Source organism: Aliiruegeria haliotis (assembly GCF_003003255.1).
In the GTDB taxonomy this organism is placed as follows: domain Bacteria; phylum Pseudomonadota; class Alphaproteobacteria; order Rhodobacterales; family Rhodobacteraceae; genus Tropicimonas; species Tropicimonas haliotis.
This window is the reverse complement of record NZ_PVTD01000006.1, coordinates 233,901-246,861: the sequence shown is the minus strand read 5'-3', so window position 1 is coordinate 246,861 and position 12,961 is coordinate 233,901. Positions and strand designations below refer to the sequence as shown.

Below are 12,961 nucleotides of genomic sequence, written 5' to 3'. Positions count from 1 at the left end.
AAAAAAGGCGGCCCGAAGACCGCCCTCGTGCTCTTGTGGCCGTGTCGCTTCAGGACTTGCGGCGACGCATCGCGGCGAGGCCACCAAGGCCAGCCAGCAACAGGATCCCTGCCGCCGGAACCGGAACCAGCGAGATGCTGACGTTGTCGATCATCGCGCCGGAGGCGCTCCCGCTTGCACGCGACGCGAAACGCAACCGCTCCGACGTGTTGCCTGCGGTGAAATCGAAACTGGCAGGGGTCCAATTCACCACGCCACGCGTCAGGGTGTTCGTACCGACAGTGATTGCATCCCTGAAGTTGCCGATCGAGGCTGCAAACCGGATCACCACTCCCCTGCGAACCGCGGGGTTCGCGGCGTAGTCGAATGAAATGCGGTAGGTCGACCCAACGGAAAGACCGTTGACGACCTGGCGAATATCACCAGATCCACTTGACGCCACGAGATCGATCGACTGGTTTCCATCCGATGCCGGGTAGTATGCGGAGTGCTTCACATCGACACCATCGCCACCGATGATCCAACCTGGAAGACCCGGACTGCCCGCCCCCAGAATGCGCCACGAATCCGGGCTGATATCCTCGGCTTCGAAGCTACCATTCGTAATGGTGGCGGCACTCGCGACACCTGCCCCCAGGGAGCAAAGTACGCAGGCAAGAAGAAGCCTTTTCATGTCACCCTCGATAAAAAAATATTCACACCTGAGAAATCGTTAACAGATCCTTTACAGCAGTCAAACAGTGACCGGGCGAGACCCGAAAAAATGTGTCATTTGAGCCTGTTTGGCGACATTCGGCTTCAACAATGACCCTCGAAACACGGGTTTGGAGAAGTTTCCACGCTCAGAATTCCGACATTTCAGCCTGCCAAGCGAAGTGTGTTGCAAAGGGAATCACCTTTGCCGCACACAAAGGGGCGGCGGAGCTGACCTTTGCATCGCGACACCGCCGGTTTCTGGCAGGCAGGTCCGACGCGCGGAACTGCCTTGGCACAGGGAATGCAGGTTGCGTCAACGTGTCGGTGAATTACCGCGAGATCAGAATCGGCGGGCATCATGAGGAGATTTCTCCAAGCGTTGCCTGACATCCGGCCACTCGCACCGCTCGCACCTCGTTTTGTCCGTGAATTGCCTGTCCACGGACAATCCTCATGGTGCTTTCAGCCGCGCCGTTCGGGGTAGCATATCCAGAGTCCCCCGTCCCGGATTTACCCAGATTCTTGCCGAAATCTCGGGCCGGCCTGATGGCCAGCCCGATCCAGTGCGCTTCCTGCCGAATGCACCACCCTCTCTGGAGATGACCGCAGCTTGGGATTCAGCCAAGCCTCAGACCGTCGGGAAACCGGCATCGCGTCAGATGTGGATCACGCGATCGAAAGCATCCAGAACGCTTTCGTGCATCATTTCTGACAGGGTAGGATGCGGGAACACGGTCTCCATCAGATCCTGTTCCGTCGTCTCAAGCTTCTGGCCGATCACGTAGCCCTGGATAAGTTCCGTCACCTCGGCGCCAACCATGTGAGCGCCCAGAAGCTCCCCGGTCTTGGCGTCGAATACCGTCTTGATCAAACCCTGCGCTTCGCCCAACGCGATCGCCTTGCCGTTGCCGATGAAGGGGAACCTCCCGACTTTCACGTCGTGGCCCGCTTCCTTCGCCTTTGCTTCGGTCAGCCCGACGCTGGCAACCTGCGGGTTGCAATAGGTGCAGCCTGCAATGCTCTCGGGCTTTACCGGATGGGCGTGCTTGCCCGCGATCAGTTCGGCAACCATGACCCCCTCGTGGGAGGCCTTGTGCGCCAGCCAGGGGGCACCCGCGACGTCACCGATCGCATAGAGCCCATCGACACCGGTGCGGCAGAACTCGTCGGTGACCACATGCGTCCGGTCGACTTTCACACCGAGCGACTCCAGCCCCAGGCCTTCGACATTGCCGACAATGCCGACGGCAGAAATCACGGTATCGAACGTGTGCTTCTCAACCTTGCCGCCGCTTTCGATGTGGGCCACCACCTTGTCGGCGGATCGGTCCAGTTGCTTGACCATGGACTTCTCCAGAATCTTCATACCCTGCTTCTGGAACGACTTCTTCGCGAAGGCGGAAATCTCCGCATCCTCGACCGGCAGTACCCGATCCAGCACCTCGACCACAGTCGTCTCGGCGCCGAGGGTGTTGTAAAAGCTGGCAAACTCGATGCCGATCGCACCCGATCCAATGACCAACAGCTTCTTCGGCATATGCGGCGGTTGCAGCGCATCCTTGTAGGTCCAGACCCGCTTGCCGTCACCTTCAAGACCCGGCAACTGGCGCGCCCGCGCACCTGTGGCGAGAACGATGTTCTTCGCCGTCAGCTCTTCCGTCCCTTTGTCGGTCTTGACGGAGACCTTGCCGTTTCCGGCCAGCGTCGCCTCGCCCATGATCGTCGTGACCTTGTTCTTCTTGAACAGGTGGCCGATCCCGCCAGACAGCTGCTTGGCGACCCCGCGCGAGCGCTTAACGACGGCATCGATGTCATAGCCGAGGTTCTCGGCCTTCAGGCCGAACTCTCCAGCGCGTTCCATCAAGTGGAACACCTCGGCAGAGCGCAACAGCGCCTTGGTCGGAATACAGCCCCAGTTCAGGCAGATACCGCCGAGGTGCTCGCGCTCCACGCAAGCCACCTTGAGCCCCAGCTGGGCGCCCCGGATCGCCGCCACATAGCCTCCGGGGCCGGCGCCGATCACGATCATGTCGAATGTCTGTGCAGCCATCTCCGGCCCTCCGCTACGTAAACTGGTTTAGTGTTAAACTAATTTGAGCCACGCGCGAAGCCCCAAGCAGGGGCAAATCCGACAAAGGGCAAGAAAGGCTGCCATTCCCCGTTTGCATGGCTCGCGGCAGCGACATCATGGCTCGCGCCGTCCTGAAACGCCCCGGTCAGGGACATCGGAAGCGTCGCGCACCATCGCCGCCGCCCGTTCAGGCGTCGTCTTCCGCCTTGAGCGCGTTCAGCACCGCCGCATACCCCTCTTCGGCAAGGAAAGCCTCCTCTCCAGGCAAGGTCATCCGCCCAATCGCCGCGTTGCGATAGGGAAAGCGCCCGAAACGGCGAATGATCTCCCGATGAGCACGGGCATGGATCAGGTTCTCGGCGCCGGTCTCCGGCAACCGCTCCGTCATCAGGCGGATACACCGGTCCTGATTGTCCAGCCGCTCCGAATGCATCAGTGGCAGGTAGAAAAACTGCCGTTCGGGCTCGTCGATCTCCATGTCCCACCGGCGATCCACGGCCATTTTGGCGGCGGTCCGCGCCAGCGCGTCGGTGGCAAAGGCCCGCGCCTCGCCCCGAAACATGTTCCGCGGGAACTGGTCGGTGAGGATAAGGAACCCGAACATGCTCTCGGCGCAGATACACCAGTCGAACATGTCACCGGAATGCGCCTCCTCCCACGCAGTCAGAAACCGGTCGCGGATTTCGGCGTCCAGCGCCTCGTCCACCTTGTACCAACCCGAGGGACCGACGTCCTCGAGCCAGAACCGCGCAACTTCCCGGGCAGTGGTGTCGGGCATGGTCTTCTCCTGTACCGGAAAGCTCAGGCGGTGTCCTCCGCCTGTCTCTCGTTGTCCTGTTCCTGGGCCTCGGCTTCCGCCTCGGCCTCCGCTTCCTGTGCAGCTTCGATGAATACCTCCTGTGCGACCTCGACCGCAACCGGAGATGCAGTCGGCAGAACCGGCGCGTAGCTCCCGGTTTCATCGACCGGGACGGCGTCGCTCTGGGTCATGCGCCAGGCGGCATAGGCCGCCAGTGTCACGCAAAGCAGGACAAGGAACAGGAAGAAGCCCTGCGCTCCGACCACTCCCATCATCCAGCCGGTGATCAGCGGCCCCATGATTGCGCCGATGCCGTTGATGAAGATCAGCCCGCCGGAAGCGGCGGCCATATCCTCGTAGTCAAGGTGATCGTTCACATAGGCGAGCAGAAGCGCGTAGAGCGGGTTGGAGGTGCCCCCGATGACAAAGGCCGCCGCCAGCAGCGTGGGGAAATCGTCCGCCATTGTCATAGCCAACAGGGATGCGACCGCGCCGATGATAGCGGATGCGAGGATGAGCAACCGGCGGTCCATGCGGTCGGACAACCAGCCGATCGGGTACTGCATCAGCATCCCCCCGAGGTAGATCGATGCAATGAATCCGGAGATCTGGGGCACCGACAATCCGGCCTCGGAGCCATAGACCGAGGCCATGCCGAACAGCGCGGAAAACACACCACCGAGCAGGAAGAAACCTACGCAACCGAGTTGCGAGACATCCCAGAGCGCCCGCAGGCTCATCGGTTTGGTTGAATCGAACGCGGGTGTGGGCTGCACCGCCAGCAGGATCGGCGCGAAAGATATCGACACGAGGACCGACGGGATCACGAAGAGCACGAAGCCGGACGGGTCACCTGCCAAGAGCAACCCCTGTGCGGCGACAACGCCAGCCATCTGCACCATCACATAGAGCGACAGCGCCTGCCCGCGCCGCTCGTTGGTGACGGCATTGTTCAGCCAGCTTTCGGCGGTGACATAGACGCCGGAGAGGCAGAAGCCCATCAACACACGCCCGGCGGTCCATGCGACCGGGTGTGCCACGAGGGGATAGAGAATCAGGATCGCGGATACGAAGGAGCCGAGCGCCGCGAAGACGCGGATGTGGCCAACGCGACGGATCATCTCCGGCGCCAGCCGCGATCCGCCGAGGAAGCCAAGGAAATAGCCCGACATCACCACTGACATCTCGAAGGTCGAAAAATCCTCGATGCCGCCGCGAATCCCCAGCAAAGTGCCCTGTACGCCGTTGCCGACCATCAGCAGCAGCATCCCGAACAATAGGGCCCAGGTGGCCGAGATAACCTGAAACATGTCGTGCATTCCTGTTGCTTGAGGGGTTGAGGCTAGCGCGCCCGGGCAAAGACATTCGCGCCCCACAGCGACGTCGCGATGTCGCTTGCGGAGGACCGGGTGCTGTCGTCACCGGGATCGCCCGGGGACCTTGCCCGACAACCACACTCAGTGGCGCATCACAAGCCCATTCCGGCGATGGCTTTGCGTGGCCCGGCGCTCTCTCCCAAACGGTCGGCGATCCGGCGGCGCACCATCTCTACGTGAAGCCGCGCGTTGTACGCGCCCCCCCGGAAAGCTGGGGGCAACCGCATTGCCACCAACCGCTTGTCGATCTCGATCAGCCTGGCGTCGAGCCCGCGCAGCGTCTCGTCGTCCTCCGCCACCGCCAGGTCCATTTCCACCATCCGAACCTCTGTGTAGTAGCGCCAGATCCGGCGGTTCATCGACCAGCGATAAATCCCGGGCAGCGCCCGGATCATCGGGATGACGAGGAAGAACAGCGGCACGATCACCAACAACACACGCCGGATCTGCGCCGCAATCCAGTAGGGCAACCAGGCGTGAAAGTTGCTCTGCCCTTCGGCGAGCAGTTTCAGCGCTCCGGCATCGATTGGCATGTCCACGGCCTCAGCCGTCGGGAAGAGTCCCTGCCGGGAGAATATGTCGGCATCTCCGTGGATCTTTCGCGCGGCGAGGACCAGGCGATCGACGACGGCGGGGTGCAGATCCTCCACAGCGGCGAGGCGCGCCCAGAGTGCGACCTGAAGGGTGGTCTCAGCCGGTTTCACCGGATCGAGCGACATTGCGCCGGAGGGAACGACCGCAATCCGGCTGTAGGGAAGACGAAGGGAGATCGCGTCGATATGGTCGAATGTCAGCAACCGGACGGCATCGGTATCCTGCAACGGCTCAAGGTAACCCGCGTCCAGAACGGCCACGTAGATCGCCACATCGACGTCGCCTGCAAGAAGGGCGTCCGTCGCCGCCCGACCGCCGAGATCGGCCATCGTGTTGCGATCCATGAGGTCGAGCGCTCCGAGCAGCTCATCGGCCGCGGTACGCGTTCCCGAGCCCTCGTTGCCGCGGGCGATGATCAGGCCACGCCAAAGCGCGGGGTTGGAGGACACCTCGCGGTCGGTGCGAACGTAAACCAGGTAGGGTTCAACAAAGACTGTGGCCAGCGCCTCGATCCCCGGCACCCGGGCGGGAACCCCCCCTTGAAGCAACCCGATATCGGCCTTCCGGGCTTCCAGAAGTTCAAGGTTGTCGATCGAGCCACCGGTTTCAAGGATCTCCAGCGTGATCCCGTCACGCGCGAGTTCCTCCCGGTAGCGTTCCGCGACGCTCCAGTAGCCACCGTCGCGGCTGCCGGCGGCGAAGGTCAGGGTCGTCGGCGGCGGCAGGTCGCGCAGAAGGAGCACGGCCAGGACCACGAAGACGAAAATCGCTCCGACAATGCTCAGCAGTCTCACCGTGGCACTCCTCTGCGTCCCGCACCGGTCCGGGTCCATCGCCCGGACTTTGCCATGCCCCCTGCCGCAGTCCAATAGACCAATTGAGGCTTGACGTGGCGTGGCCATCGGCGCATTGCATTGGGCATGAACCGTTCCGCCGCCTCCCGATTTTATTGGGCTCGCTTCTACTAGTCGCGGCCGAACGGAGGATATTGTCTGAATGGCCGCCCCGGGCGGCCTTTTTCATTTCCGGTTTCCCGTGGCGGTTCGCCCCAAGGAGACCGACATGAACCACAGCAAGATCGACATTCCCGGCAGCCGGAAACCCGCAGGTCCGGTGACCATCCGCCAGGCGAAACGCGGTGACGCTTCACGCCTGATCGCCATGATCACTTCGCTTGCGGGCCATCATGGCGACGCGGCCACCGTCACACCCGCAACACTCGATCGCGACATCTTCGATGCGAGCGCCTGCACCACCGCACTTGTCGCGCATTGCGGCGGATCCCTGCTGGGCTATGCAGCGCTCAACCTGATCACGCATCTGCATTTCGGGCGGCGGGTCATGGACCTCGCGCACCTCTTTGTGGAAGACCTGCACCGGGGTCACGGGGTCGGCCGCCAGCTGATTGCCGCATCTGTGGAGGAAGCGCGCCGTCAACGTTGCACGCGCCTGACCGTAGGCACGCACCCTGAGAACGAAACCGCGCAGGCGGTCTATCGTTCGCTGGGGTTTCGCGATGCGCCGGTTGGCGGAACGCGTTTCCAGCTCGACCTGCCGGAGACCGGCGCATTGCCGGACGGATGGGTATGAGCCTTGCCGCAGGGCAAAGGTGATCGTCCTACCGGTCGATACCGGCCGGTTGGGCGCATCCCGGCGATACCACCGGCTGACCAAAACGCGTGCGCCACAGCCAACGGATGTGTACTATGGGAGCAGGTCCTTTCATGCTGGAGTTTCTCATGCGGTTGCATTCTGTCGCCCTGATACTGACGGCCCTTCACTTCGCCGCGCTGCCGGCCTCCGCGGATGTGAAACTCAAGGGCAACAATATCAACGTCAAAGTCGGCAAACACGGCATCAAGGGCGCAACGATCAAGGGAAACCACGCCAATGTCGACGTTGGCAAGAAGGGCGTGAAAGGAGCGTCGGTCAAGGGCAAGAACGCCAACGTCAAGGTCGGCAAGGACGGCGTCAAGGGCGCAACCGTCAAGGGCGGCAATGCCAATGTGAACATCGGCAAGGATGGTGTCGAGGGGACCACCATCAAGGGGAAACACGGCAACTTGCGGCTGTCTGCCGACGGCAGGACCTGCCTCAACAGCAAGGGGCAGTCGGTGAACCTGTCCAAGTGCAAATAGCCGCTGAGCCGCGTGACGCACCGAGCCGGGCCGCCTGAGGCTCCCCGTACGTTGGAAGCGTCGCGTTCCAACCGCAACGGGTCTGGCAAGCGCCTAGCCAGTCCCGAGGCCATCCGATGGTGACGTGATCCGCGCTTCCTCAGACCTTTGGCAGCAACAAAGAGGCATCCCCGTAGGAGAAAAACCGATACCGCTCTGCGATCGCGTGGTCGTAGATCTGCATCATCCGTTCCCGCCCCATCAGCGCCGACACCAGCATCATGAGCGTAGACTTCGGCAGGTGGAAATTCGTCATCAACCCATCGGCGATCCGAAACCTGTAGCCCGGGCGGATGAAGATATCCGTCTCTCCCTGCCACGGTACGATGCCATCGCCCGCCGCCGCGCTCTCGATCAGCCGGCAGGCCGTGGTGCCGACCGGGATGATCCGGCCGCCGGCCGCCCGGGTGGCGTTGATGTCCTCGGCCGCGGCCTCCGTCACCTCCCCCCACTCCGAATGCATGCGGTGCCTGGAAACATCGTCGACCTTAACCGGGAGAAAAGTGCCGGCGCCGACGTGCAATGTGACCTCGGTGAAATCCACGCCCATCGACGCGATCTCGCGCAGCAGCGCCTCGTCGAAATGCAGACTGGCGGTCGGGGCCGCGACGGCGCCGGAGTGGCGCGCAAATACCGTCTGGTAGTCGGTCCGGTCCTGCGCATCCGCCGCCCGGCGGGCCGCGATATAGGGCGGAAGGGGCATGACGCCTGCGGCTTCCAGTGCCGCGTCGAAATCCTCGCCGTCGAGTGAAAAGGACAGGTTGAGTTGGCCCTCCGAACGCCCGGTCACTGTCGCCGAGAAGCCGGGCGCGAAGTGGATTCCCTCGCCGTCGCGCACCTTCTTCGCCGGTTTGACCAGAGCCTGCCAGCTGCCATCGCCCTGCGGTTCGAGCAGCGTGACCTCGATCCTCGCCTCGGTAGGCCCCTGCTCGCCTTGCCGCCGGCGCAGCCCGGACAACCGTGCGGGAATGACCTTGGTGTTGTTCAGCACCAGCCGGTCGCCGGGCCGCAGATAGCGTGGCAGATCAAGGACCTGCGCGTCCTCGGTCGCCGCGCCCAGAGCCACCAGAAAACGCGCATGAGTGCGCGGGTTTGCGGGCCGGGTGGCGATCAGCTCCTCGGGAAGGTCGAAGTCGAAATCGCTCAGCAACATCAGTTCTGTCCCCGGACCATTGGCGGCGGCGCACGGAAGATCTCCCGGAACATGCCGGGGGTGAAGGCCGACAGCGGGTTCACTTCGACAGAGGGGTTGGCAGAGGAGCCGCGCATTCGGTAGGTCACCCCGATAAGCCCCTCGCCCTTTCGGGTGAAGATCGAGCCGATCGAGTTTACCATGTAGACGGGCGAGAACACGCCCTGCATGTCCAGCCTGTCGCGGACCATGTCATAGACCCCTTCCATCGAGATGCCGAGCGAGGGCCCGACGCCGGAGGAGCGTGTGACCCGCACATAGGATGGCGTCAAGCGAAACAGCGCCTCGATCTCGTTGAAGACGATGCCGGAGCCGTTCAGCTCGTCGATCAGCCCGACGACGGAGATCGCGTTGATCAGCGCGGCAAGGCCGGACGCGCTGCGGACACGCACATTCCCGACCTTGAGTTGGCCATCATATTCCCCGGGCTCGGGGCGCGGGGTGAGGAGCAGGGTCATCGAGCCGCCGTTGCCCTGTTCAAAGAGTCCCGCTGCCTTGAATACCGCGCCGGCGTTGTCAGAACGGACACGCACCCCGGTGCGCCCGCCCCGCCCCGGCGCCAGCGTGCCGGTGACGGCGGCCTTGCCATTCACCCGGCCAGTGAACGTTCCCGAGAGGCCGCCTGCACGTGTCAGTTCACCGCGGAACGCCGTAAGCGAAAGCCCTTCGGAGACAACCACACGGTCAAGAGACAACGCAATCGGCGGACCGCCGGTGCCGCCAGCCGATCGCCCGCCGGAAGGCCCCATGCTCGTGCGCCGGATGTCGACCGTGCCACCTTCGACCGACACTGCGGGTTCCCGCCCCGCGCCGCGCCCCCGCAGGGTGACCGGAGCATCGAGCCAACCGCCCAGCGACACGCGGGAGAACCGGGCCCGGTCGAGCCCACCTTCCGGCGTCAGGGTGATTGCCCCCTCCGCCGACAGCCCCGGCGCAGTGAGAAGGATCCGGTCGATCTGCCCGCCTGCGCCAAGAGTGCCGACGACATCGAGCCCGCCGGTCGCAGCGCGGGTCTTGGAATACTGGAGCGCAGGCAACGACAGGCCGACGCCGCGCAGATCCGAGGCCAGCGAGAACCGTGGCAATTGCCCCTTCGGCAGGTCGACGCGGAAACGTCCCTCACCCGCCCCGGAGACCAACCCCTCCGGCAGGCCGATGCCGAAGTTCTCAACCGCGCGCGCGCCAACCTCCAGGGTTCCCTCGACAAAGGCAGGCGGGACATCAGCACCGAGAGGAAGGGTGAAGGCGCCCTCGACTGGCACATCCTCAAGCGACGCCGCCCCCCGGATTTCCAGTCCGGTCGGCCGCGCTCGCAGGGACAGGCGCTCGGCGACAAGTGTCCTGTTCGGGACCACCACGTCGGACGACAGCCCCGTCAGTGTCCCGGCAATGTCGTAGTCAACCTCCCCGGGCACGATCTTGCGTTGCATCGGGAACCGGAGGACGCCGGTCAACTGCGCCTCGCCCTCGGCCAGCCCCACGGGCAGGTTGGCCCGGCTCAGGAACCGGAAGGGCGGCTGGTCCAGCAGCGAAAGGCCCGCATGAACCGGGGAGCGCGATTGCCAGAGCACTTCGGCGATACGGGGCAACCGGTTCATGTTGGAAATGCGGATCGAAGCGCCCGACAGGTCGACAATACCGCCTTCAGGGGCCGCAACGCTTCCCGAGTCGATGGACAGCCCGAAGCTGTGACGCCCGACAGAGGCATAGCCGCTGGCGCCCTCGATCGGGGGCAGGCTGGGCATGGCGATGGCAGTGCCATCCCGGAACTGGAACGTCAGCGCAAGGTCCGGCCGCTCACCCTGACGGAAACGCAGCCCGGCATGGGCATCGTGGACCCGCCCCGAAATCAGGTTGTTGGCAACCCATCGCCGCGTCCCCGGGGCAAGCTCGTGAGGCCAGAGTGCCAGCAACGGTTCGCTCTCGATCTGGTCCAGTCCCATGTCCAGAATGACGTTCCAGCCGTCGGCATCCGCTGTCACCTTGCCACTGGCCCTGAGCCGGGTCACCTCGGCCGCCGGGTCCTGCGAACTGGTGCTCAGGACCGCCTGCCCGATATGGATCGTGAAGGGATCGAGCGTGGTGTGCAGGTCTACGGCACCGTCTTGGAAACGCGCCGGTTCGGGAAAGAGCCCGGCGCGGTCCACGCGCAGGTCGCTGACCTGAAACTGGCCGACCATCGCGTTGGGCCAGCCGCTGTCCAGCCCCTCCAGGGTGATGTGTCCGCTGGCCTCCACGCCGCCATCGGGTGAGTCGAGGCTGAGCTGTTCGAAACGGACTCTGGCCTCTGCCGGGTCGTAGCTGAAATAGGCGCGCGCGCTGTCGAACGGGACCGGGCTGGCGGCTTGTGCGGGCTGGAAGGCGCCCTCGCCAATCTCCAACGTCCCGTTGATCGTCCCCATCCGGCCAGCGGCATCGGCGGTCGCGATCAGCGCGCCGGAGACCTTTGCATCCAGTGGCTCCAGCCACGAAAGGGCTGGTGCCTGCGTCGCGATCACCTCTGCCGGGACCCCCTCTACCAGCGTGGACAGCTCGGCCTGTGCGGTATCCATGTCGAGGCTCAGCCGCAAGGCAAGCCGGGCACCGGCTGGATCGTTGGGCAAGGTCAGCGGCGCCGTGACGGCGATGGAAAGATCGTCGCCCTCGTGGTCGAGATCGAGCGCGGCATTCTCGATCTGCCAGACCTGTTGCGCGCGAAGGTCCTCAAAGACCACACGTAAATCGCGCACCTCGATACTCCGGATCGGGGCAAGCCCCTGCAGGGCAAAGGTGGCACGCAACGCACCGATCGCCTCCTCAAGGGAACCAAGCTGCGCAAACCCATCTCCTTGCCCGAACCCGAGATCCAGAGCGCCGGTCTCGTCCCGACGAAGTCGCGCCTCGGCCCCGGACACGCGAAGTGCCTCGATCTGCACCCGCCCCTGAACCAGCGCCGATGTGTCGAGCGAAACCCCAAGTTCCGGGATCCCGGCCAGTTCCGTTCCGTCCGGAGCGGACAGGCGCACGTCGTGGAACAGGACCTGCGGCAGGTCCGCGTGGTGCATCCGCACCGAAACCCGGCCGACATCCGCCCGTCCGCCGCCCAACCCGCGCGAGAAAAGGGCGCCGGCCTCCTCGGCAACCCAACCCGGCGCGGGAAGGTCGCGACCATCGAGAACAACCGCCACGACAACAACCGCCACCAGCGCCAGCACAAGAAGATCGAATGCGAGGAACAGAAGCCATCGGACAGGCGTCAACGGGCCCATACGAGCCCGCCGCGGTTTGCGACCCTTGCTGTCGTGTGGTGTCCCGGGCGACGGCGGTGCCGCAACGTCCGGTGATGTCTTGCCGCTCACATTCGTCCTCGACGACCCTGGCAACCTTTATCTTCGCGCCTTGCGCACTAAAACGGAAGGCAATGCATGGAACTAGAGGATAACAGATACATGATCGACACCGGACATGCCGCCCCCGATTTCACGCTTCCCCGCGATGGTGGTGGCGCGGTGACGCTTTCCGACCTGCGCCCGGCGCCGGTGGTGCTGTACTTCTATCCAAGGGACGATACGTCGGGCTGCACGAAGCAGGCACTCGCCTTTACCGAGGCGCTTGCCGAGTTCGTGGCTGCGGGCGCTGTCGTGCTCGGGATTTCCAAGGACACAATCGCCAAGCACGACAAGTTCCGCGACAAGCACAATCTTGGCGTCGCACTGCTGTCCGATGCGGAGAACGAGATCTGCGAGGCCTATGGCGTGTGGAAGCAGAAATCGATGTACGGCAAGACGTTTTTCGGGATCGAACGCAGCACTTTCCTGATCGATGGCGAGGGGCGAATCAACCGCATCTGGCGAAAGGTCAAGGTGCCGGGGCATGTGGAAGAGGTTCTGGAAGCGGTGCAGGCGCTCGGCTGATATCACCCCAGGCTGGCAGGCGACACTATCTGCAGGCGCGTCCGCTGCCGCGAAGTGAGGGTTGGCGGTCGCGTTGAACGGTTGGGCTGCGGACCCTGCGGCGCAGGATTGGTGTCGGCAACCCACAACCCAGACCGACCTTGGCCATGCCATGCGGGTCAAA

At 63.9% G+C, this 12,961-nt stretch carries 10 protein-coding genes; 3 read left to right on the top strand and 7 right to left on the bottom strand.

The genetic code is table 11. The features are described from left to right. Positions 1 to 49: 49 nt before the first annotated feature. The 5 genes from CLV78_RS15635 to CLV78_RS15615 all read right to left on the bottom strand — a co-directional run bounded on the left by CLV78_RS15635 (position 50) and on the right by CLV78_RS15615 (position 6,330). On the bottom strand, positions 50 to 673 hold the full coding sequence (locus tag CLV78_RS15635) for a DUF642 domain-containing protein (protein WP_106205755.1): 624 nt from the start codon (positions 671 to 673) through the stop codon (positions 50 to 52). 678 nt (positions 674 to 1,351) lie between these two features. Next, positions 1,352 to 2,746: a dihydrolipoyl dehydrogenase gene (gene lpdA, locus CLV78_RS15630; RefSeq protein ID WP_106205754.1), complete on the bottom strand. Its 1,395-nt coding sequence runs from the start codon at positions 2,744 to 2,746 to the stop codon at positions 1,352 to 1,354. Positions 2,747 to 2,954: 208 nt separating this feature from the next. Then, positions 2,955 to 3,545, bottom strand: a complete 591-nt coding sequence (locus tag CLV78_RS15625) for a DUF924 family protein (RefSeq protein ID WP_106205753.1) — start codon at positions 3,543 to 3,545, stop codon at positions 2,955 to 2,957. A gap of 23 nt (positions 3,546 to 3,568) precedes the next feature. Next, entirely contained in the window at positions 3,569 to 4,876 is a 1,308-nt protein-coding gene (locus CLV78_RS15620; protein WP_106205752.1) for an MFS transporter, read from the bottom strand. Between the two features lie 158 nt (positions 4,877 to 5,034). Beyond that, entirely contained in the window at positions 5,035 to 6,330 is a 1,296-nt protein-coding gene (locus CLV78_RS15615; protein ID WP_158263554.1) for a TAXI family TRAP transporter solute-binding subunit, read from the bottom strand. Between the two features lie 268 nt (positions 6,331 to 6,598). Here CLV78_RS15615 and CLV78_RS15610 point away from each other — a divergent pair, with 268 nt between their 5' ends. Continuing rightward, positions 6,599 to 7,126: a GNAT family N-acetyltransferase gene (locus tag CLV78_RS15610; RefSeq protein ID WP_158263553.1), complete on the top strand. Its 528-nt coding sequence runs from the start codon at positions 6,599 to 6,601 to the stop codon at positions 7,124 to 7,126. A 134-nt stretch (positions 7,127 to 7,260) separates the two neighbouring features. Further along, positions 7,261 to 7,674: a hypothetical protein gene (locus tag CLV78_RS15605; protein WP_106205749.1), complete on the top strand. Its 414-nt coding sequence runs from the start codon at positions 7,261 to 7,263 to the stop codon at positions 7,672 to 7,674. 139 nt (positions 7,675 to 7,813) lie between these two features. Here the strand turns inward: CLV78_RS15605 and queA are convergent, their stop codons facing one another. Next, positions 7,814 to 8,866, bottom strand: coding sequence for a tRNA preQ1(34) S-adenosylmethionine ribosyltransferase-isomerase QueA (queA, locus tag CLV78_RS15600; RefSeq protein ID WP_106205748.1), 1,053 nt, complete (start codon positions 8,864 to 8,866; stop codon positions 7,814 to 7,816). After that, the gene (locus CLV78_RS15595) at positions 8,866 to 12,153 is read right to left on the bottom strand and encodes an AsmA-like C-terminal region-containing protein (protein WP_106205747.1); all 3,288 of its coding nucleotides are present in this window, start codon (positions 12,151 to 12,153) and stop codon (positions 8,866 to 8,868) included. Before CLV78_RS15595 ends, queA begins: the two co-directional genes overlap by 1 nt. Positions 12,154 to 12,333: 180 nt before the next feature. On the opposite strand from CLV78_RS15595, the gene bcp reads away from it, so the two are divergent. Then, positions 12,334 to 12,798, top strand: a complete 465-nt coding sequence (gene bcp / locus CLV78_RS15590) for a thioredoxin-dependent thiol peroxidase (protein ID WP_106205746.1) — start codon at positions 12,334 to 12,336, stop codon at positions 12,796 to 12,798. The last annotated feature ends 163 nt before the right edge of the window (positions 12,799 to 12,961 follow it).

Bases quoted from the DNA above. Each gene is read 5' to 3' on its own strand.
- lpdA (WP_106205754.1), bottom strand. From the start codon at position 2,746: ATGGCTGCACAGACATTCGACATGATCGTGATCGGCGCCGGCCCCGGA.
- CLV78_RS15595 (WP_106205747.1), bottom strand. From the start codon at position 12,153: ATGGGCCCGTTGACGCCTGTCCGATGGCTTCTGTTCCTCGCATTCGAT.
- CLV78_RS15635 (WP_106205755.1), bottom strand. From the start codon at position 673: ATGAAAAGGCTTCTTCTTGCCTGCGTACTTTGCTCCCTGGGGGCAGGT.
- CLV78_RS15620 (WP_106205752.1), bottom strand. From the start codon at position 4,876: ATGTTTCAGGTTATCTCGGCCACCTGGGCCCTATTGTTCGGGATGCTG.
- CLV78_RS15625 (WP_106205753.1), bottom strand. From the start codon at position 3,545: ATGCCCGACACCACTGCCCGGGAAGTTGCGCGGTTCTGGCTCGAGGAC.
- CLV78_RS15605 (WP_106205749.1), top strand. From the start codon at position 7,261: ATGCTGGAGTTTCTCATGCGGTTGCATTCTGTCGCCCTGATACTGACG.
- CLV78_RS15610 (WP_158263553.1), top strand. From the start codon at position 6,599: ATGAACCACAGCAAGATCGACATTCCCGGCAGCCGGAAACCCGCAGGT.
- bcp (WP_106205746.1), top strand. From the start codon at position 12,334: ATGATCGACACCGGACATGCCGCCCCCGATTTCACGCTTCCCCGCGAT.
- queA (WP_106205748.1), bottom strand. From the start codon at position 8,866: ATGTTGCTGAGCGATTTCGACTTCGACCTTCCCGAGGAGCTGATCGCC.